Source organism: Pseudobdellovibrionaceae bacterium (assembly GCA_015163855.1).
GTDB lineage: Bacteria > Bdellovibrionota > Bdellovibrionia > Bdellovibrionales > UBA1609 > JAAOIH01.
Genome location: JAAOIK010000049.1, coordinates 1 through 21,169 on the forward strand (window position 1 = coordinate 1; position 21,169 = coordinate 21,169).

At 33.9% G+C, this 21,169-nt stretch carries 21 protein-coding genes; 13 read left to right on the forward strand and 8 right to left on the reverse strand.

Annotated features, from left to right (window positions below; genetic code table 11):
- A partial coding sequence (locus HAW63_05770; protein ID MBE8163473.1) for a hypothetical protein occupies positions 1 to 193 on the forward strand: 193 nt, incomplete at its 5' end.
- A 271-nt stretch (positions 194 to 464) separates the two neighbouring features.
- Positions 465 to 815 carry a hypothetical protein gene (locus HAW63_05775; GenBank protein ID MBE8163474.1) on the forward strand — a complete coding sequence of 117 codons (351 nt, stop codon included), beginning with the start codon at positions 465 to 467 and terminating at the stop codon, positions 813 to 815.
- Positions 816 to 886: 71 nt separating this feature from the next.
- Here the strand turns inward: HAW63_05775 and HAW63_05780 are convergent, their stop codons facing one another.
- The 4 genes from HAW63_05780 to HAW63_05795 are packed head-to-tail and all read right to left on the reverse strand — an operon-like array spanning position 887 to position 4,095.
- Positions 887 to 2,287 (reverse strand): FAD-binding oxidoreductase, encoded by a 1,401-nt coding sequence (locus HAW63_05780; GenBank protein ID MBE8163475.1) that lies wholly within the window; start codon positions 2,285 to 2,287, stop codon positions 887 to 889.
- A 17-nt stretch (positions 2,288 to 2,304) separates the two neighbouring features.
- Positions 2,305 to 2,625: an Hpt domain-containing protein gene (locus tag HAW63_05785; GenBank protein MBE8163476.1), complete on the reverse strand. Its 321-nt coding sequence runs from the start codon at positions 2,623 to 2,625 to the stop codon at positions 2,305 to 2,307.
- Between the two features lie 13 nt (positions 2,626 to 2,638).
- Complete coding sequence (locus HAW63_05790; GenBank protein ID MBE8163477.1) at positions 2,639 to 3,703, reverse strand: HAMP domain-containing histidine kinase; 1,065 nt, start codon at positions 3,701 to 3,703, stop codon at positions 2,639 to 2,641.
- A gap of 5 nt (positions 3,704 to 3,708) precedes the next feature.
- The gene (locus HAW63_05795; GenBank protein ID MBE8163478.1) at positions 3,709 to 4,095 is read right to left on the reverse strand and encodes a response regulator transcription factor; all 387 of its coding nucleotides are present in this window, start codon (positions 4,093 to 4,095) and stop codon (positions 3,709 to 3,711) included.
- A gap of 397 nt (positions 4,096 to 4,492) precedes the next feature.
- On the opposite strand from HAW63_05795, the gene HAW63_05800 reads away from it, so the two are divergent.
- Genes HAW63_05800 through HAW63_05810 form a run of 3 tightly spaced genes read left to right on the forward strand, consistent with a single transcriptional unit; the run spans position 4,493 to position 7,633 of the window.
- The gene (locus HAW63_05800) at positions 4,493 to 4,801 is read left to right on the forward strand and encodes an HNH endonuclease (GenBank protein MBE8163479.1); all 309 of its coding nucleotides are present in this window, start codon (positions 4,493 to 4,495) and stop codon (positions 4,799 to 4,801) included.
- A 32-nt stretch (positions 4,802 to 4,833) separates the two neighbouring features.
- Entirely contained in the window at positions 4,834 to 6,438 is a 1,605-nt protein-coding gene (locus tag HAW63_05805; protein MBE8163480.1) for a DNA topoisomerase VI subunit B, read from the forward strand.
- 22 nt (positions 6,439 to 6,460) lie between these two features.
- Positions 6,461 to 7,633, forward strand: a complete 1,173-nt coding sequence (locus HAW63_05810) for a DNA topoisomerase VI (GenBank protein MBE8163481.1) — start codon at positions 6,461 to 6,463, stop codon at positions 7,631 to 7,633.
- A gap of 50 nt (positions 7,634 to 7,683) precedes the next feature.
- Here HAW63_05810 and HAW63_05815 read toward each other — a convergent pair whose 3' ends face one another.
- The 3 genes from HAW63_05815 to HAW63_05825 form a co-directional block, all read right to left on the reverse strand.
- Positions 7,684 to 9,192 (reverse strand): MmgE/PrpD family protein, encoded by a 1,509-nt coding sequence (locus HAW63_05815; protein ID MBE8163482.1) that lies wholly within the window; start codon positions 9,190 to 9,192, stop codon positions 7,684 to 7,686.
- Between the two features lie 53 nt (positions 9,193 to 9,245).
- The gene (locus HAW63_05820; GenBank protein ID MBE8163483.1) at positions 9,246 to 9,479 is read right to left on the reverse strand and encodes a twin-arginine translocase TatA/TatE family subunit; all 234 of its coding nucleotides are present in this window, start codon (positions 9,477 to 9,479) and stop codon (positions 9,246 to 9,248) included.
- A gap of 80 nt (positions 9,480 to 9,559) precedes the next feature.
- Positions 9,560 to 10,705, reverse strand: coding sequence for a hypothetical protein (locus HAW63_05825; protein MBE8163484.1), 1,146 nt, complete (start codon positions 10,703 to 10,705; stop codon positions 9,560 to 9,562).
- Positions 10,706 to 10,825: 120 nt separating this feature from the next.
- On the opposite strand from HAW63_05825, the gene HAW63_05830 reads away from it, so the two are divergent.
- Complete coding sequence (locus HAW63_05830) at positions 10,826 to 11,650, forward strand: alpha/beta hydrolase (GenBank protein MBE8163485.1); 825 nt, start codon at positions 10,826 to 10,828, stop codon at positions 11,648 to 11,650.
- Positions 11,644 to 13,152 carry a DEAD/DEAH box helicase gene (locus HAW63_05835; protein ID MBE8163486.1) on the forward strand — a complete coding sequence of 503 codons (1,509 nt, stop codon included), beginning with the start codon at positions 11,644 to 11,646 and terminating at the stop codon, positions 13,150 to 13,152. The genes HAW63_05830 and HAW63_05835 overlap by 7 nt, the downstream gene beginning before the upstream one ends.
- 38 nt (positions 13,153 to 13,190) lie before the next feature.
- Here HAW63_05835 and HAW63_05840 read toward each other — a convergent pair whose 3' ends face one another.
- Positions 13,191 to 13,412 carry a hypothetical protein gene (locus HAW63_05840; GenBank protein ID MBE8163487.1) on the reverse strand — a complete coding sequence of 74 codons (222 nt, stop codon included), beginning with the start codon at positions 13,410 to 13,412 and terminating at the stop codon, positions 13,191 to 13,193.
- Positions 13,413 to 13,520: 108 nt separating this feature from the next.
- Between HAW63_05840 and HAW63_05845 the strand changes: the two genes are divergently transcribed.
- The 6 genes from HAW63_05845 to rlmB all read left to right on the forward strand — a co-directional run bounded on the left by HAW63_05845 (position 13,521) and on the right by rlmB (position 21,147).
- The gene (locus HAW63_05845) at positions 13,521 to 15,344 is read left to right on the forward strand and encodes a hypothetical protein (protein MBE8163488.1); all 1,824 of its coding nucleotides are present in this window, start codon (positions 13,521 to 13,523) and stop codon (positions 15,342 to 15,344) included.
- 54 nt (positions 15,345 to 15,398) lie between these two features.
- Positions 15,399 to 16,556, forward strand: a complete 1,158-nt coding sequence (locus HAW63_05850) for a sigma-54-dependent Fis family transcriptional regulator (GenBank protein MBE8163489.1) — start codon at positions 15,399 to 15,401, stop codon at positions 16,554 to 16,556.
- Positions 16,557 to 16,572: 16 nt separating this feature from the next.
- Positions 16,573 to 18,342 (forward strand): proline--tRNA ligase, encoded by a 1,770-nt coding sequence (locus tag HAW63_05855; GenBank protein ID MBE8163490.1) that lies wholly within the window; start codon positions 16,573 to 16,575, stop codon positions 18,340 to 18,342.
- 1 nt (position 18,343) lies between these two features.
- Entirely contained in the window at positions 18,344 to 19,066 is a 723-nt protein-coding gene (gene pyrF, locus HAW63_05860; GenBank protein MBE8163491.1) for an orotidine-5'-phosphate decarboxylase, read from the forward strand.
- An 84-nt stretch (positions 19,067 to 19,150) separates the two neighbouring features.
- A complete protein-coding gene (locus tag HAW63_05865; GenBank protein MBE8163492.1) occupies positions 19,151 to 20,398 on the forward strand; it encodes a M48 family metallopeptidase in 1,248 nt (415 codons plus the stop codon).
- An 11-nt stretch (positions 20,399 to 20,409) separates the two neighbouring features.
- Positions 20,410 to 21,147 (forward strand): 23S rRNA (guanosine(2251)-2'-O)-methyltransferase RlmB, encoded by a 738-nt coding sequence (rlmB, locus tag HAW63_05870; GenBank protein ID MBE8163493.1) that lies wholly within the window; start codon positions 20,410 to 20,412, stop codon positions 21,145 to 21,147.
- The last annotated feature ends 22 nt before the right edge of the window (positions 21,148 to 21,169 follow it).

Below are 21,169 nucleotides of genomic sequence, written 5' to 3' on the forward strand. Positions count from 1 at the left end.
ATCAGGGGTTATTGACCCTGTAAAAGTAGTTCGTTGTGCATTAGAAAATGCAGCTTCTGTTTCTTCTTTAATGCTAACTACAGAAACTATGATTGCCGAAGCTCCAAAATCTAATGACGCCTCTGCAGCTCCGGCTGCCCCAATGGGCGGAATGGGTGGAATGGGCGGAATGGGCGGAATGCCAATGATGTAAGTTTTTGTTTTTAATACAAATAAAAACTCTGCACTTTAAAAAAAATAACTAGCTTTTTATCAAAGCTAAAAAACAACAAAGACACTGCTAAAATTACAGCAGTGTCTTTTTTTTTGTTCACTAGTTTTCATTTTTATAAATAGGCTAGGAAACCTAGCATTTTCTTTTGTAAAAATTACTCTGTCGCTGCATTAAGCTGGATATTCTTTGGTTTTTACAAGAAAAAGAAGTAGGTTTTATTTATATAAATAAAAAGTCACAAGGAGGCCATGTGAAATTATTTTTAACTTCTTTGTTTTGTTTTTTTAGTGTTGTAGTCGCACAGGCAGACAATGCTATTAATTTAAACCAATTTAAAAAAAATTTACAAAAGGTGATTGTAAATTCAAGTGCCATAACAAACTTTTGGTTTGGCGATGATGGTGTAGACTGTGGAAAACCTCAGGTTAGGGTATTAAAAATTGACTTTAATGGAGCTTTAACCTTTTTCATTCAACAAAGTAAAAATATTCATGGTTGTTTTTATCATACTGGTTATACTTGTAAAACAAAGTTTACTACTAAGAAAAATGGCAAGATTACTCTAAAAAAAGTAAGCCTTAACAAGGACTGTTCTTATTAGGCATTAAAAAATAGCTAGGATGTTAGCTAAAAATAAAAAACACTACAAAATTAGCAGTGTCTTTTTGTAACCTATAAATCAAAAATTTTTCCAGGGTTTAAAATATTATTAGGGTCAAATATTTTTTTTATTTGTTTCATAATATTTATTTCTTCTAGAGTTTTGCTAAAATTTAAATAGTCTTTTTTTACAAGGCCCACACCATGCTCGGCAGAAATGCTGCCTTTGTGTTTTTTTACTAAATTAAATATTTTTAAGTCAAACTGCTTGTAAGTTGTTTGAAAATTTTCTGCACTTTCTTCCAAAGGCTTTAGTAAATTAATGTGCAAATTTCCATCACCAATATGTCCAAAGTAAATGAGTTCATAATTGTCGGGTAGTTTAGATATTAATTGTTGCAAGTCATTTATAAATGGCTCTAAATTAGATAATCGCACAGACACATCATTTTTGTGAGGGTTTTTGTAGTGTATGGATTCAGAAATATTTTCTCTTAAATCCCAAATAAGTTTGCTTTGATCTTTGTTTTGAGAAATGGTTCCATCTATCACTAATTGTTGCTCTAAGTTTTCTTCTAAAATTTGCATTAACACTTCTTCATCTCTTTCGCTTTGTACTTCTATTTCTGCGGTAACATAAAAGGGGTGTTGATCACTAATAGGGCAGTTTTTTTTACAGTGTTCTAGGCTGTATTTTAAAGCCTCTTTTGTGAAAAATTCAAAGGCCATTAAAGGGGTTTTGTTTTTGTATTGAAAGTACACTTTTAGTAAATTATTAACACTGTCACTGGCTAACAACAGGCTAATGCTTTTTTTTACAGAAGAACTTAGCTTTACGGTAACTTCTGTAATAATGCCAAGGCTGCCTTCGCTACCTATAAACAGCTGGCTTAAATCATAACCTGTGGCATCTTTTATTAAAGCCTTCTTAAGATGTAAAATTTCTGCGTTTCCTGTTACCACGGTAAGGCTGGTAACCCAATCACGAGTGTTACCGTAGCGCAAAACTTGAATTCCCCCAGCATTAGTGGCCACATTGCCTCCAATATGACTAGAGCCTGTGGCGGCAAAGCTAATAGGGTAAATTAAATTATGTTTTAAAGCTTCTTCTTGAATATGTTGAGTGATCACTCCAGCTTGGCAAAGCAAACTTTGTTCTTCAGAAATAAACTTAACAATGCTGTTCATTTTTTCTAAAGAAACTATAACTTCTTTTTTAGTGGCGGTGGCCCCTGCGCTTAGCCCAGTTCTTCCTCCCGAACTTACCAAACAAACATTATATTTTTTAGCTAAGCGTATGATGCTTTGAACTTCTTTTGTAGAGTAGGGCAGTAATACTAAAGACCCATGTCCAGAAAAATCTTTCGAGCTATCCGTAGAGTAAATTTTTATATCCTCACTACTAGTTAACACTTGTTTTTCTGTTAAGCAGTTTTGAATATCGTTTAAAAAGCTATCGTGATTATTTTGCATTAAAAGTATGTTGCTGTTTATTTTATGTTAAGCTTTTGATAGTCTTTTGTTAAGCATTTTAATTGTTTTATTTTTTTTATAATAATATTTTTATTTTTTTTAATATGTTCTTCTTTTTTATCTAATAATTGTTTGCATAATTCTTCAACCTCTGAAGAAATATCAGAAATTTTAACAAAGCCATAAGTTTTTCCACTACCTTTTAGCTTGTGACTTTCTTCGTATATATTTTGAATATTATTTTCTTTAATAAGTTTTTCGACAGTTTTAAGAACTTTATCGAGATAGTCGCCACTTAAGCCGTTTATCATTTTTTGAAAATCTTGGTCTGTTTTCATAACACTTAACTAGTTAGGCCACTTTTTTAGTGGCTTGTCTTATGTTTGGTAATTTAAAGAAAAATACACTGCCCGCTTGTCCATCGTTATCTTTTATTCCAATTTCGCCATTGTGTTGTGCTACAATAGATTTAGCAATAGAAAGGCCTAAGCCACTACCTTTCACTAAAGAATCCTTGGGCTTTATAGACTGCCTAAAGCTTTCAAATATTTTGTGTCGATCTTCTTTGGGGACGCCGGGCCCGCTGTCTTTAATATTAATTTCTACTTGTGAGTTATCTATAATTTTTTGTTGTATAATAATATTACTGTTGTTGGGGCTGTATTTTATCGCATTAGATAGTAAGTTGTACAAAACTTGTTGAATTAGTTCGGCATCAATAAAAACTTTTAAGCCCGTTATTTGTATATTTTCAATATTAATATTTTTTTGTTTAATTAAACTATAAAGGCTTTGGCAAGTTTGTAAAATAATAGATTGTAGCGAAGTCCATTGTTTATTAATTTTTAACTCGCCAGATTCTATTTTTGCTAAATCTAGTAAGGTGTTTACAATAGAAATTAGCCGGTCAGATTCTCTTTCTGCAATTTTAATAGTTTGTAAAGCTTTGGGAGGGATATCCCCCAAATAACCATTTTTAACTAAATTTAAAGAGCCCTTTATAGAGGTAAGAGGAGTTCGCAACTCGTGGCTGGCAATGCTTACAAATTGTGTTTTTGCCTGCTCTAGCTGTTTGTGATCTTTTAAAGCCGCAGAATAGGATTGAATTACCGAATCAAAAGTTGCTTCTAAGTTTCCCAGTTCGTTAGAGGGTAATGAGGTGCTTACTGGATAATCTTTATTATGAAAAAAGAATTGAATTTTTTTTGTTAAAATTTTAATTTGCGAAAGCATTTGAAATCTTCCTACAGAGTAAATATAAACAAGGCTTAAAAACAAAAAGGCCGAATTAAACAATAAAAAGTCTTTTTGTGTTTTCCAAGGTTGTTTGTAAAAAAATAATTGTAAACAAAGCAGTCCTGTACTAAGGGTATTAAGAATAATAATAAAACTAATTTTACTAGATAAATTTCCCATAAGTATTAACTCGCAGTTTGTTGTTGTTTTTTAAAATTACTTACTAGCTGATCGATGGTTGTGCAGAGGCCTTTTGGATCAAAAGGCTTTGTAATTAAGCCCAAAACAATATTATTAATTATTTTTAATTTAGTATTATTAGTATTGGCTGTAAAAAAAATAATAGGGCTATGTGGGGCGGGTGTTTTTTTATAAGTTTCATAAATTTGAAAGCCATTTAAGAGGGGAAGCATGTCGTCTAAAAGAATGAGATCGTAGGCTTGGCTTTTTATTTTTTTCAAAGCTATTTGTCCATCGGTAGCGGTTTCGACTTGATGGTTTCCGATCATTTCTAAACTTATTTTAGTAAGTTCTAAAATATCTGGATTATCTTCTACTAGTAGTACCTGCATAAAGCCCTTAAGTTTATAACTGTGTTATACTTAAGGCTTATCGGCTATTTTTTTTCTTATAATAATAGTTTTTAATGGGGCATAGCCCCCAAGAACTAGTCAAAAGCAGGTAAACGCCAAGTATAGTCCAAAGAGGCCCTCCAATAATAAGCCAAGTTAGTAATACAATGCTGCAAATGCCACGAAAAATGCGCTGATAGTTAGAAAGATAAAGTTTCATAAAAAAATACCTAGACCTTTGTCGTAAAAAACGACTTGTTTGTAGTGTAAGTCTTACGGTCTCGTTTATATATTAAAAGAGTATGTAGATAAAGTCTATACATATGGATATAAATATATAGATAATAAATAAGCTGTAAAAGTAGGTAGTATTAAAAGTTAAAATTTTGAGGGCTTTATGGTTAAAGAAAAAGTTGCTAGCTTAGACTTTATACTAGTTAGTGAAAGTCAAAAAAAGCAAGAAAGGGCTAAGGCTAGAGATTTAAGGCATAGCTCTTGGTGGAAAAATAAATTACAAGAGGGCGTATGTTATTATTGTGATTTAAAAGTAGACCCAAAATTTTTAACTATGGACCACAAGGTTCCTGTTTCAAAAGGTGGAAAAAGTACAAAAAACAATATAGTCTTATGTTGTAAGGATTGTAATACTAAAAAAAAGCATAGCACGGTAGTAGAAATGCTAACCTCTAACGAAAAAGAAAAATAGTAATTATAAAAGAAGAGTAAAAAAAGGAATGAATGTCAAAAATAAAAACTAGTAGTACGGCAGAATATTTTTCTAAAAACTTACAACAAGTGGGCTTTTCTTCTCCATTAAAAGCAGTATTAACTACTTTAAAAGAAGCTGTGGATAATTCTTTAGATGCTTGTGAAGAAGATGGAATTTTACCTCATATAAAAGTGCAGATTAGTAAAATAGGTAAAGGTTCTTCTCGCAATACTGATTTAGTAAAAATAGTAATAGAAGATAATGGGCCAGGCTTATCGGCGCAAGATTTACCAGCGGTTTTTGGTGAGTACTTAGCGTCTTCTAAATTTGGAAAAGGGCAATGTTCAAGAGGGCAACAAGGTATTGGTATTTCGGCAGCCACTACATGGGCACAATTAACTAACGCCACAGGAGTTTATGTAGAAAGTAAAACAAAAAAGATGCCCCAAGCTTTGTCTATGGTTATTGATGTGGATATTAAAAATAACAAAGGGCTGGTTAAAAAAAAAACCAATGTAAAGTGGACTTCTAAAAAGCACGGATTAAAAGCCGCTTTTATTATTGATGGAAAAGTGCAATTAAACGGCGATGGTGGTTTAATTACTTATCTTGAAGGAACCGCTTTGGTAAACCCTCACTTAGAGATGCATTATACTTTGCTAGACAATGACCCTGTACATGTAAAAAGAGTTAGCGATATTATCCCCAGAGTTCCGCCGCCAACCTTGCCTCACCCGCATACTATGAAGCTGGGAGAATTTATTACCTACTCTCATTTATATGGAAAAATGAGTACATCTAAGTTTTTAAAAACAGGGTTTTCTAGAGTGTCTGACGCTACTGTTAAAGAACTATTTAAAAAAGGAAAAATAAAATCATCGTTAATGAACCTTCCTTTGCCTAAGCTATCTGATGCCGACTTTAAAAAAATATTTGAATCTTTGCAAGAAACCCCTTTGATGAACCCTCAAACCAATAGTGTTTTAATTATTGGAGAAGAGGCTTTGGCACAAAGTATTCACCGCATAGGAGATGTAGATTTTTTTAGTGTAGTTACTCGCAAGCCAAGAATTTGCGATTTTAAACCTGTGGTTATTGAAGTGGCTATGGCTAGGTTATCTGATGTAAAAGGCAAAGAAGAAGCCTCGTTACAACTTTTGCGATTTGCTAATCGTGTTCCTTTACAATTTGATAAATCTTCTTGTGCGCTTACAAAAGCAGTAGAAAGTGTAAATTGGAAAGCTTATGGTTTGCAGCAAAGCAAAAATAGTGTACCTGGGGGTCCTTATGTTTTGGCCATTTCTATGACTTCGCCATTTATAAAATTTAAAAATGCCTCTAAAGAAACCATTGATGCCAGTGATGAGCTAGTGGAAGAAATTCGCAAAGCTTTAATTCAAACAGGGCAAAAATTAGGTCGCTACATTCGTAAAGAAAAAAAAGAATTTGATTTAGAAAGAAAAATTCAGCACATTGAAAAATTTGCTCCTATTTTAGTGGGAGGTTTAGTGAAGATTACAAAAGCCCCCGCTAGCCGTAAGAAAAAAGCAGAATTAGGATTAATGAAAATTTTAGGCCGCGATGCTAAAAGTGCTGAAGCAGAATTAACTCAGGCTAAAGAAAAATTAAAGTAAAATTAAAGTAATAAGGAAAAATATGGCTAAGCTAAAATCTGTTTTTAAAATGAATCACGCACAAAAAGATGTGGGAAAATTAGCCTATGCATTGTGCGACACTATGTTAAAAGATTTAGAAAAAGCTAAGCGACCTACCCTTGAAGCCATTAAGTGTTCTTTAGATAATGCTATTTACAGTGCTAAAGTGGGCTTTTTTACTCCAGGGGAAAAAAGAGTACGAACAGAACTTAATGTGTCTTCTGTGCAAAAAATGGCCAGAAGTATTTTTTTGTTAGATATTTTTTTAGAAAATTTAAAAGCCGGTGGTGTTAATACAAAAAGAGAAGTTTATTACCGGGCAAAAGGTTGGATTAAAAAAGATCCTGAATTACGCCCTATTGATTTTGAGGGGCAAGAAGAGAGTGACTCTATTATTAGTTTTTTATGTGATGCTTTAGAAATTTATAGAGAGGAGTTAAACTGCGTAGCTAATGACAGGGGTGGGCAGACTTATTCTCAACAATTAATTGTTACCGAGCATATGCCCGACGGAACAAAGGCTAAGATTGACTTGGGCAGCATGGGGACAACTCCTTTTCAGCCTAAAAATCGCCCACAAAGTTTTACCTTATCAATGAAGTCAAAAATTAAATTTTGTTTGGTGGTGGAGTCAGAGGGTACGGCCAATACTTTAGTTACTAATGGCATTACTAAAAGAAATAAATGCATTGTTGTAGGTGCCCAGGGGGTTCCAAGTAACGGAGTAAGGGGCTGGGTTAAAACTATTCAAGACCAGTTAAAAATTCCCGTATATTTTTTTGGTGACCTTGATGCATATACTTTACAAAATATCTATAGAACTTTAAAAAGTGGTTCTGCGGCCAGCTTAATTAGAAATAAAAATTTTTGCGCACCCGATGTAAAATTTTTAGGAGTGTTGCCAGAAGATGTAAAAAAATATGATTTAGACTGTTACTCGGTTAAAGAAAAAGACGCTTCAGAGGCTAGGTCATTAAAGAAAGCTAGAGATGCCCTGCAAAATGACCCATTTTTTAAAGACGCAAAAAATAAAAAATTAGCTCAAGTGCTTAAGTGGTTATTAAAAAACAAAATCCGTTGCGAACAACAGGCTTTATTTTCTGTAGACCCTAAAGACATTACAGTGCCAGAAAAAATTATTTTAGATAAAATTAAAAATAAAATTTATATTTAAATTATAAAACCATGTATGTAATTGGTTACAATTTTATTTAAACAGGCCTTTTAAAAAATACCTCGTTGGTCAGCGCTATTATTGTCTACTTTATTAGCTTCTACGACCACATTAAGTTGGGCAACCTCTTTAACGGTAAGCTCTGGAAGTCTTTGTACTAATTGTAAAAATCTTTCAGACTCTTCTTGTGTAATAATATCTGCAGTTAAAGTTTTAAATTTGTGAATATAATTTTCTCTTACAAAAGGTTTTGCCCCAGCAGGGTGAGCATTGGCCAAGGCCATTTCGTCTTCTATTTTACTACCATCTTTCATTTTAATAACTATCTTTGCGCCAAAGGCTTTTTTGTTTGGGTCTATTTCATGATAACGCTTAGTCCAAGCAGGGTCTTCTACGGTGCTAATTTTTTTCCAAAGTTCCACAGTGTTTTTTCTCTGAGCTCTTTCTGAGGTGTAACTATTTACATGATGCCAAGACCCATCTTCTAAAGCCACGGCAAAAATATACATAATACTGTGGTCTAAAGTTTCACGACTTGCAGTGGGAGAAAATTTTTGAGGGTCGCCCGAGCCCGTTCCAATAACATAGTGGGTGTGGTGACTGGTATGGATAACAATACTTTCAATGTCAGAAAAATTGTTAATTTTTGTTCTCATCTTGCAGGCCAAATCAATTAAAGCTTGCGATTGATATTCTGCAGAGTGCTCTTTAGTGTAAGATTCTAAAATAATTTTTTGTGCTTCTCCTGGTTTGGGAAGCTCTACATGATAAATGGCTTCGGGCCCATCAAGCATCCATGCAATGACGCTATCTTCTCCTTCGTAAATAGGAGAGGGCGACTTTTCTCCTCTCATAGCTCTGTCCACAGCTTCGATTCCTAACTTAGCCGAGTAACCAGGCACATAAGCTTTCCAGCTAGAAATTTCTCCTTTTCGAGATTGTCTGGTACTAAAAGAAGTGTGAACGGCTTGCCCAACAGCTTGATAAATAGTTTGTGTGTCTAAATTTAAAAGTCTACCAATCCCCGCGGCTGTAGCAGGGCAAAGGTGAGCCATATGATCAATTTTATGTTTGTGTAAGCAAATCGCTTTTACTAAATTAATATGAACTTCGTAGGCAGTAATAATACCTGCAAGAAGTTGTGCTCCTGTACATTTTTTTTGTTGAGCAACTGCTAACAAAGGGGGAATGTTGTCGCCTGGGTGAGAGTAGTCGGCGGCTAAAAAAGTGTCATGATAATCTAATTCTCTTACCGCAGTGGAGTTAGCCCAAGCTGCCCATTCTGCACAAACGGTAAATTTATTAGACATTCCAAAAACCGTGGCACCGGCATCTTTGGGATGACTTAAAGCTTGTGATCTTGCGTTGCTAACAGGTTGCCGATTAATAGAGGCTATGGCCACAGAAGCATTGTCGATAATACGATTGATAACCATATCGGTTACCTCTTCTTCTATGGGAAAATTTGTAGAAGCCATTTCGGCTATTTTCCAAGCGAGTTGTTCACTTTGTGGAAGTTGTGCTTTAGAGGGGTAAACTTTTACCATATGTTTTTGCATGCAAGATCCTTTTGGGTAAAATAGGGCTTATTAAATTTTTTAAAAAACAGTAGTTAAGAATTTTCTTTAGAGCGTGTAGGTTCTTCTTTTTTAAAACCTATGTCGGAAGAAGAATTTTCACCTTTGGCTTCCATATTGGCAGCGGAACTGTCCTTATCTTCTAGCCCTTTTTTAAAACCACGAATAGCCTCCCCAATAGATTTTCCTAATTGAGGAATGCGCTTTGGCCCGAAAATTAAAACTACAACAGCAATAATTAAAATAATTTGTGGAACAGATAATCCCATAACAACTCCCTGTGTTTTTAATACTTATTGTTCTTTATGAGTGTTTTGTATCAAAGCTTAAAGGATAAGTCCAATTCCATTTATGTTTTTTGTAGGGCATTTTGTATTAACCAAAAACTTTTGGCCTCAGAATTTAATAAATCAAACTGTAACGCCATTTTAATAGCAAGTTTAAGGGTTTTTCGGTGCATTACGGTGTGTAATTCATGGGAGGTATAGTTGGGAGCTTGGTTTAAAGCTACCTGCAGCTTTAAGGCTTTTAGTATATTTTCTTGTTCGTACTTAAAACAACCCCACTCTTGCGAAAGCATAGTGCCAAATTGTGCATTAAGCTCAACTAAACTTTTTTTAGACAGTAATGCAATAGTTTGTTCATAATAAGGATTTTCATAAATATAGGCAAAAAATAACTTGGCAAATAGTTCTTCGGGTTTAATTTCTTCGCTATAAAGGTCTTGAGTTTTAAAAAGTAAAAATTTAGAAGATTGATAAATAAAATGTTTAAAGTCTTTATTTAAGCTAGGGCTAATTACTTTTAGCACGCCTAAATCATGACAAGTAACAAAAGCTATGGAGGGGTCAGGCAGTTTTAAAAACTTTAATAACTCCTCTCTAATTCTAGATAAAGGAGATTGTTTTAGTAATGCAGCATGCTTAATAATAGCCTGTTTTATGGGAGTGTCTAAGTTAAAGTGAATTTTATGAGTTAACCGAATGGCTCTTAATATTCGCACGGGGTCTTCAAACATTCTAATAAATGGATCGCCTATCATTTTTATTTGGCCGATTTTTAAATCCTCAAGGCCATTAGTATAATCTCGCAATTCTTTTTGAACAGGGTCGTACAACAATGCGTTTATGGTAAAATCTCTTCTTAAGGCATCCTCTTCTGGAGTTCCAAAAGTATTGTCTTCCCCTAAAAGTTCGGTGTCTTGTTCTTGGTTTTGTTGTCTAAAGGTGCTGATTTCATATTGTTGATTGCTTCTTTGTGCCAAAACTAACCGAAAGCGTTTGCCAATAATATAAGCTCTTGGAATGGCTTTGCGAATTTCCGAAGGCGTGGCAGAGGTAACAATATCAAAATCTTTTGGTTTTTTTTTTAATAAGATGTCACGAATACAGCCTCCCACTAAAAAACAAGAAAAATTTTTGGCTTTTAGTGTTTTTATAATTTTAATAGCGTCTGTGGGGATTAGTGAGTGATTAATTTTATTTGATATACCCATAATTTAAATGTACTTTTTATGTGCTTGTATTGTGACAGTTGTGATAATTGTGGTAGTTGAGTAAAAATAATACCTATCACGAATTACTAGCTTGGTCTAGGCTGTCTTTTAAAAGGAATTATGAAAGAAGAGACACAACAAAATTTAAGTGATTGGAATTATAAAATTTTAGGCAAGGCAGGGGCGCCGCGCATGGTGTTTTTACATGGCATAATGGGCTCGCTAAATAATTGGTTAAAGGTGGTCACTCACTTTAAAAACGATTTTGAAATTTTAATTTTCGACCAAAGGGGTCATGGTCGCAGTTGCCATAAAGAGGCCTACAAAACCGCCGACTATGCTAAAGATTTAGAATACATTACTAACCAGCTAGGTTGGGATAAATTTCATTTAATAGGCCATTCTTCGGGAGGAATAGTGGCTTGCGAATATACGGCAACCTATCCAGACAAGGTTTTATCTTTATGTATTGAGGATATTAGTATGGAGCCTCGTAAAGATATTGGGGTAAAAATAGAAAAGCTATTGTTATCCATTCCCACACCATTTAAAGATACGGCTAGTTATAAAACCTTTTTTGAACAAAAGGTGCCTGGCTTAACCAAAAATTTTTTTCAACCTAATTTGTTAGGCAGCTTTTTAAAGATGAATATTGTGGAAAAAGACAATGGCCAATGGCAGTGGCGATTTCATAGAAATGGAGTGATAGATAGTTTAAGGGAGGCGCGAGCAAGCTCTTTTTACCCTCAGTATTTTAGCATTAAATGTCCTATTTTAGTTATTCATGGAAGTCGATCAGAGGATTTACCTCCCGCAGAGTATGCAAAAATGCTAACGCACACAAAGGCCCAAGGAGTGGAGCTTTCTAGTGGGCACTGGGTTCATTTTGAACAGTGCGAGGAGTTTTCAAAAGCTTTGCTCGACTTTATTAGGGGCTTATGCTAGTTAGTGGGCGTATGAGTTTTTCTTCATTAGGCCTTCATTCTGATCTTTTAGAGCGTTTAAAAGCTAAGGGTTTTGACACCCCAACCCCTATTCAAAACTCCGCATTACCTTTAGTGATTAAAGGCAAGGATGTGGCGGGTCTTGCTCGTACAGGAACGGGAAAAACCGCAGCCTATGTTCTTCCTTTGCTTCATAGAATTTTAAATAGTCGCGCTAATGACGAAAGCCTAAAATCAGAAAGCTTTTCTCGTTGGACGGATAAGTCCTATATTTTAATTTTAGTACCCACAAGAGAGTTGGCTTTTCAAGTTCAAGACAATATTAAAGAGTTTAGTACGGACTTAAATATTCATTCAGCAGTTTTTGTGGGAGGTTTGCCCATCGAAAAAGATGTGGAAGCTTTACAAAACTCTTTGGATTTTATTATTGCTACTCCAGGTCGTTTAATTGATTTATACAAAAACCATAGTTTGCATTTAGGGCAAGTGGAGGCGGTAGCTTTAGACGAAGCCGACAGGTTGTTTGATATGGGTTTTGCTGATGATGTAAAATATATTTTAACAAGAATACCTAAGCATCGTCAGTTTTTACTATTTAGCGCCACCTTAAGTTTAGAGGCTTTATATATGGGGTATGAGTTTGGAGCTCAGCCTGTGGAGTTAAGTGTTAGCAAAAGAGAAATTCAAAAAGATTTAATTGAAGAGTCTTTGTACCACATTTCGCGTTTTGAAAAATCTCGATATTTACTATCTTTATTAAAAAGTAAAACTTGGCGTCAGGCCATTGTGTTTAGTAATTACAAAAATCAAATTTTAGATTTAGAAGTTTTTTTAAGCGCCAACGGTATAAAAAGTTTGGGACTATCTAGCGTATTAACTCAAGCTAGGCGGAATAAAGTCATTACCGAGTTTAAGTCTTGTGAAGAAAAAATGGTGTTAATTGCTACAGATGTGGCCGCTCGAGGTTTAGATATTGAAGGCGTAGATTTAGTTATTAATTATGACATTCCTCAAAACTCCGACCCTTATATTCACCGTATTGGAAGAACAGGTAGGGCAGGCAGTAAGGGAGAGGCAATTAGTTTGGTAAGCGATAAAGATGCCGAGTGGTTGGTGAAGTTAGAGGAAGATTTAAAAATAAAAATTCCTATTGGTTGGATTGAAGATAAAGACTTAGTTACAGATTTTGTTCCTTATAAAAGCTCCGTTTTTATAGACTCTTCTACACACCACAGCAAACATGTAACTAAGGCAAGGCGGGGGAATTTAAAAAAAGACGCTCCTAAAAAATTTGTGCCTTCTAAGCCCGGAAACTCAGCGACAGTTAAAAAAGACGCGCCTAAAAAATTTACACCTTCTAAAGTGCAAAAGCACTATCAAAAAGCCAAGCCAAAGTCCTCTTCTTTTAAGGCTAGGGCGGGGACTAAGCGCTCTTTTAGAAAAGGGACAACGGGGGGAGCTTCTTTAGGTTTGCTTTCTAAAGTGGCTTCTTGGTTTAAGTAATTTTTATAACTACTGTTACTGGTCAATATAAATTTTGGTTAGTCTATTTCTAAAAAAAGACAAATATTTAATTTTCCCTCTTTGTTGTACAAACTATTTTGCTGTTCTTGTTGGTACAATTTAGAGTTAAAGCCTATTTCGCAAGTTTTTTTCTCATTAATAAAAAAACTACAATCCTCACAGGAGTAAACCAACTTTTTGGTATTAAATATACTGGGCGAAATAGGCTCTTGTTTAAGTTTTTTTTTGTTAAAAGTCATAATAATGCTTCTGCTGTCTGTATTGGTGGTTTACAGGGGTTTTTATTTACTATACGGAGCATGCTATTTTTTGACAAGAAATGCTTTTTCTTTTAATCTTAAACTACTTTGAAGCAAACACCTTTTACAAAGCGCTTTTATTTTTTTGAAGATAATAAGAAAAAGAAAAAAGAAATTAAAGCGATTGTTTTTTTATTTTGTATTTTTTTATTTTTAACTTGGGTAGAGTTATATTTACTACAAGTTAGTCGAAGCTTATCTTTTAGCGACACTTTCTTTTTTTTATCACTAATTAACTTTAATATTCTTATTTTTTTACTTTTAGGATTTTTGATTTTTAAAAATTTCACTAAAATTTTTGGAGATTATTCAAAAATCTTTGGAAAAAGTTTAAAAACAAAATTAATTTCTGCATTTATATTTTTTAGCTTTATCCCCACAGGCATTGTAGCTATTTTGTCGGTATTTTATTTAAATAATAGTTTTAGTAAATGGTTTGATTATAAAATCACAGACGCTTTAGCCAAAGTAGTAAATGTAGGGGATTACTATCAAGATAGTGTAAAGCGTACCAATTATAAAGTGGCCCATGTTTTTCAAGAACAATTAAAATCTCATCAGGGTCGATGGAAGAGGCTTAATCAAAAAGAAAAAAATCGATTAATGGCAAACTTTATGGCGAGTTTTAAAAAACAATATTTTTTAGATAAAGTAATGCTGTATACAAAAAAAGAATGGAAAAGGCTTGAAGAAAACGGACCTAGAGCACAAGTTAACAAACCTTTGGTAGGAGGAGAAAACTTTAGCAAAGTGTCTGTTTTTGGGTCGCAAAGCCTTGTAGAAAGTTTTGCCACCTTTGTTTTAGAGGGCCAAGTTAGAGTCCTTTCTGTGGGGACTTTTGTTTCTACCCATTTTTTAACGCAAGCTAAAGATATTGACGAAGTGTATAAGGTTTTAAATAAAAAATCGTTTATTTTTACCTCTTCTAAAATGATATATTTTTCTACTTTAATCGTAATGGTTTTGGTTATTATATTTATGGCTACTTGGTTTGGTTTTTATTTAGCCAAGCGATTAACTGTTCCTGTAGAGTTGTTAAGCCAAGCTAGTCATAAAATTGCTAAAGGAAGTATTTTAGACGAAAAAGATTTGTCTTTATTTGGATCTTTAGACTATAAATCGACCTCTAAAGAGTTTGAGCAACTGCTAAAAGACTTTCAATTTATGGCAGAAGAAATTCGTAAATCTAAGGCGGAAACTTTAAAAAGACAAAGAGTAGAGGCTTGGGCAGAGGTGGCCAGACGCATGGCCCACGAAATAAAAAATCCATTAACCCCTATTAGTTTGTCTGCACAAAGGCTAAATAAATTATTTTCTAAAACTCTTAATGACGAAAGGTTTAATAAAAGCATTAAAATGATAATAGAGCATACAAATATACTAAAAAATTTAGTAAACGAATTTGCGTTATTTTCAAGACTTCCTCAAACTAATTTAAAAAAACATTCCATTATAGATTTACTAAAAGATGTGGTTTTGTTTTGCACAGAGTCTCACCCCGAGGTAAAATTTTCTTTAAATACCACCTTGCCCAGTTTGGATTGCTTATTTGACAAAGAACAAATGAACAGGGTGTTTACAAATTTAATTGCTAATAGTATTGAATCCATGAGTTCCTCCAAGTCCCAAGAGGTGAAGATTGGGGTGGTTCAAAAAGGCGCGAATGTGCAGATTACTTTTTCTGATAACGGACCTGGGTTTAAACCAGACATGCTTAGTCGAGTTTTTGAACCTTATGTTACGGATAAAGCCTTTGGAACAGGGCTGGGCCTTCCCATAGTATATAAAATCTTAACAGAACATAAAGGGTCGGTAAGTATAAAAAATCTACCCACAAAAGGGGCCGAGGTAATACTTACTTTTCCTGCATAAGTTTTTTAAAAATAAATTTGTTTACTTTAAAAATTACGCTATAGTAATTTTATTATGAAAACAAAAATCTTAGTGGTAGATGACGAGCCTTCTATTGTGCAAGTTTTGTTAGATTTATTAGCAGATGAAGGTTACGAGGCACAAGGCGCTTTTAATGGAGAAGAGGCTCTTAAGTTGAGTGCTAGTTTTCGGCCAGATATTGTTTTATTAGATATTTGGATGCCGGGCTCTTTAGACGGGCTAGATGTTTTAAAAGAAATTAAATCTAAAGGCAGTTTAGCAGAAGTTGTTATGATGTCAGGTCATGGCACCATCGAAACCGCAGTGCAAGCTACAAAAGTAGGGGCTTGGGGGTTTTTAGAAAAACCTTTGGTTTTTGATAAATTACATATTTTAATCAAACAGATTTTAATTTTTCAAAAAGAAAAAAAAGAAAAAAACCTTTTATTATCTAGGTTGCGCGAAGATATTAGTTTAATAGGAAGTAGTTCTTTTATAAAAAATTGCAAAAAAAATATTTTAGCGCTTAGTAAGTCTTCTTCTCCTGTATTGATTTACGGAGAAGCTTCTTTAGGAAAAAAAATTTTAGCAAAAAACATTCATTATATGGGAGGTCGTTCTTCTTATGATTTTATTTCTTACTTTTGTGCTCATTCTGCGCAAAACTTACAGATAGAAGAGATTTTTGGGCGAGAAAAAGCTTTTCGCTTTTCTGAAGAGGAAGGTCAACGGTCACAACTATCTTATGCCCATAAAGGCAGTTTGTTTTTAAGAAATATAGAATTTTTAAACTTAGAAGCCCAAGAACAGTTATATAATTTTATTAAAACCTCACAATACCAGTCTGTAGGTTCTGATAAAAAACATAGCAGTGATGTTCATATACTGGCTAGCACGGCATCGAATTTAAAAGAAAAAGTAAAGCAAAAAACATTTTTAAAAAAACTATACGAAGCATTTGAAGAAATAATAGAAGTGCCACCGCTATCTGAAAGAAAAGAAGACTTGCAAGATTTAATTTTTTATTTTTTGTCACACTTTTCTAAAAAAGAACCTTGTGCGTTAAAGTTTTTAGATAAAGAGGCTTTAAATTTTTTATTAAATCATCAATGGAAATTTCATATTAAAGAATTAAAAAATTTTATAGAAAAAATTTATATCGTTTATAAAAAGCAAAATTTAAATCTTCAAGACATCAAGCAAATAATATAACTTTAAGGATAATTGTATGCGCTGGACAAACATTGGAATTGTTACTACTAAAGAAGTGCCGGCAGAGGCAGAATTAATTAGCCATCAGCTTTTGTTAAGGGCTGCCTATATTAAAAAAATAAGCCAAGGAATTTTTGTTTACGGGCACCTTGCTTTAAAAGTTATTCGTAATTTAGAAAGCATTATCAGAGAAGAAATGGAAAAAGCAAACGCGGTTGAAATTTTTATGCCAATGGTGCAGCCTGCAGATTTATGGAAAACCACAGGCCGTTGGAATAAAATGGGAGACACTATGTTGCGATTTAAAAATCGTACACAGCAAGAATTTTGTTTAGGGCCCACGCACGAAGAGGTGGTTACTGAATATATAAAACCATTTATTAAAAGTTACAAAAACTTACCCCTTAATTTTTACCAAATTCAAACTAAATACCGCGATGAAATTCGCCCTCGCTTTGGTTTAATGAGAGGTCGAGAATTTATCATGAAAGACGCTTACAGCTTTGATATTAATTTAGAGCAAGCTCAAAAATCGTATTACGATATGTACAAAACCTATCAAAATATTTTTAACAGATTAGGGGTTGTTTATCGTGTTGTTCAAGCCGACACAGGGGATATTGGAGGAAGTCAGTCTCATGAGTTCCATTTATTGGCAGACAGTGGTGAAGATATGCTTTTAGTGTCTGATGCTAGTGACTTTGCAGCTAACAGTGAAATTTGTAAAACTTTATCTACTAAAGAAAGACAAAAATTATTTAAAGAAAACTTTAACAAAGAAGAGGTGAAAAAATTAAAGCAAAAGCTTGTTGAAACACCAAACATAAAAAGCATAGCCGATTTATCAAAGTTTTTAAGTATAAAAGAAGATCAATTAGTAAAAACTTTATTTTTTAATATTAAAACAGAAAAAACAGTAAAAAAAGAAACACAAGAATGCATAGAACCAGTGGTGATTTTAGTTCGTGGCGATTATGATGTTAATCCTTACAAATTAAAAAACTTGTTAAAGGCCACCGAGGTGGAGTTGTTGTCCGAAAAAGAAGTAATAGCATTAACGGGGGCTAACCCTGGCAGTTGTGGACCAGTAAATTTAAAAGGTCAGGCAAAAATTTATGCAGATTTTTCTGTTGAAGAGTTAGTTAATTATACTGTGGGCGCTAATAAAACGGATTATCACATGCAAAATGTTAATCATTCTGATTTTTCTTGCAAAGAATTTTTCGATTTACGATGGGCAGTGGCTGGCGACTTATCTCCTGACGGAAAGGGAAAGTTAGTGGAATACAGAGGCATTGAAGCGGGGCATATTTTTTATTTAGGAACAACCTATTCTGAAAAATTAAAAGCCGAGTTTTTAGACAGTAATGGAAAAACCTGCCCTGTGGAAATGGGCTGTTATGGCATGGGAGTTTCTAGGCTTATGCAAGCCATAGTAGAGCAGTCTCATGACGAAGACGGAATGATTTGGCCAATGGCTTTAGCTCCGTATAAAGTGCATATTTGTTTGCTAGACCCTAAAGACGAGCAAGTTAGTAAAATTTGCGAAGAAGTTTATCAAGCTTTAATCAGCGAGGGAGTAAGCGTTTTACTAGATGACCGAAAAGAACGACCAGGCTTTAAGTTTAAAGATGCCGACTTATTGGGAATGCCTTTGCGTTTAACTTTTGGAGCAAGGTCTTTAAAAGAGGGAGGGGTAGAGTTGGTAGAAAGAAAAACCCATGACAAAAAATTGCTTCCTGTAAATACCGTAGTAAAAACTATTTTAGAAAAAATAAAATTATAAAATGCAACCCATATTAAAATATCCTTTTTTTTTAGCTTTAGATAAAAAAGATCCCGAAGAGGCGTGGAAGTTTTTGCAAGCTCATCACGATAATATTGGAGGGGTAAAGCTTGGCCCTAAACTTATTTTACAAGCGGGCTGGGATTTTATAAAAAAAGCATCCGAAATAGCTCCTGTATTTTTAGATTTTAAATTTCATGACATTCCTTCGGTAACTTTAGCTGCGGTAAAGGAAAGTTTTCGTTTAGGTGCTAGTTTTGTTACTGTACATGCGTCTGTTGGAAAAGAAGCTTTGTCGTTACTTTATAATTTTCAAGAAGAAGCCAATAAGTCCAGGCCGTTTAAAATTTTAGTAGTAAGTATTTTAACTAGCTTTTCTGAAGAGCAACAATTACCTCACTGGAAAGAAGGGGCAATTAAAGATAAAGTAAAGGCTCTTGCATCTTTAGTTAAACAGTCTGGCTTAAATGGTTTTGTTTGCTCCCCTCAAGAAGTAAAATACTTAAAGCCATTAAATCCCGACTTTTTTTTTGTTACTCCGGGTATTCGTTTAACTTCTAACCATAATGCATTGGCCGAAGATGATCAAAGCAGAACTTTAACTCCCTTAGAGGCCTTATCAGCAGGCAGCAATGCTATGGTGATTGGTAGGCCAATATATAATAGTGAAAATCCCGAAAATATTTTGCAATCTATCATTTTAGATTGTAAGTCTGTACTTTAGATTGTAAGTCTATACAAAGCAGAATACAGCAGAATACAAAGCAGAACAAAGCAGAATACAAAGCCATTAACTTAAAAGGGAAAAATGCAAAGCCTATTTACAGCCAGTCAATTTTTTAACATCTTTCTTATAGCTTTGGTTCTACACACCCTTGTTGAGCTGTATTTAAATTTTAGACAATTTCGTTATGTAAAAAAAAATAGCAAAACAGTTCCCCAATACTTTCAAGAAGAAATTACCTTACAAGAACATACCAAAGCAGCCAGTTACAGTATTGCAAAATTAAAACTATCTTCAGTAGAGTTACTTTGGGGGGTTGCTATCTTGCTTTTTTGGACAAAGGCGGGAGGGCTTGCAATATTAAATCAGTACTTTGCTTTAAGTGCCACTAGCGCTTGGTATCTTTCTGTATTAATGATTTTAAGCTTTGTTGGTTTAAATATAATATTATCTTTACCTTTCTCTTTGTTTAAAACCTTTTCTTTAGAGGAAAAGTTTGGTTTTAATAAAACTACGCTAAAAACATTTTGTTTAGATTTTTTTAAACAATTGTTTTTGTTAAGTTTAATAGGCTTTCCCTTAATTGCTTTAATTTTGTGGCTATTACAAAGTATGGGAACTTATGCTTGGGTTTATACTTGGTTATTTTGGGTTAGTTTTATGGTGCTAATGCAATGGGCTTATCCAGTTATTTTAGCCCCATTGTTTAACACATTTACTCCCTTAGAAGATGAAAAACTAAAAACCGTTATCTTAAACTTACTAAAGCGCTGTGGATTTAATGGAGGGGGAGTTTTTTTAATGGATGGGTCTAAAAGAAGCAGTCACGGTAATGCTTATCTCTCTGGTTTGGGTTCAAAAAAGCGTATTGTTTTTTTCGATACATTGTTAAAACAGCTAAACACTTCAGAGATAGAAAGCGTACTTGCTCATGAACTAGGGCATTTTCACCACAAGCATATTCAAAAATTTTTATTGCGTTATGTAGCTATTAGCTTTGTTGCTTTTTTTATTTTAGGCCAGCTATTAAATGCAGCGTGGTTTCACCAAGGTTTAGGGGTTGAGGGTACTTTTATATGGAATTTTTTAATTCTGTTTTCTTTGTCCTTGTCGGTTTTTACTTTTTGGCTAGCACCATTTAGTAATTTATCTAGCCGTAAAAATGAATTTGAAGCCGATCAATTTGCTAAAGAAAAAGCTTCAGCCAGCGATTTAAAAACGGCTTTATTAAAATTAAGTAAAGATAATGCAGCTACCTTAACACCGGATTCATGGTATGCTACTTATCATTACTCTCACCCCGATATTGTAACAAGAATTAACCATTTATAAGAGTAAACTATATGAAAAAACCAAAACTTGCTACTTCACAAAACAGGGTAGGCTTACATGCGTGTTATGAATGCCTACTACATAGACCAAAAAATGTAGAAAAAGCTTATATTTCTCGCACAAAACAAGATCCTTTATTTGTTAAGATAAAAAAACTATTAGAGAAGCATAACATTCCTACAGAGATAGTAAAAAAATCTTTTTTAGATTTAATGAGCTTTAATCACCAAGGCTTGGGGCTGAAAGTAAATGCTTGTCTTGAGTTAGATTGGAAAACTTTAGAAAACGCAGAAGAAAGTAAAAAAAGTATGATTTTGTGCATTGATGGAGTCGAAGATCCTCATAATTTAGGCGCTTTAATTCGTACGGCTTGGTTAATGGGGGTTAAAGCTATTTTTGTAGCAGAACATCAGGGTTTAAATGCTTTAACGCCCACCGTTTATAAAGTAGCTTGCGGTGGGGCCGAATATGTTCCCGTGGTATTTACCACTAAATTGCCATTTTTAATAGAAAAAATAAAAGAAAAATCTTACTGGGTTTATGGCTTGTCTCATAGAGCTAAAGAAGACATATACCAATGTAACTACGCCAATAATATGGCTTTTGTATTAGGTTCTGAGTCGGGAGGCATTCGTAAATCTGTAGAAAATACTTGTGATGTGTTATTAAAAATCCCTCAAGTTTCCGCAAATGCTAGTTATAATATGTCTGTAGCTGGCGCTTTAGCTTTGTCCAGAGGCTGTTTGTAGACTTTACATTTTTGTGTAAGTA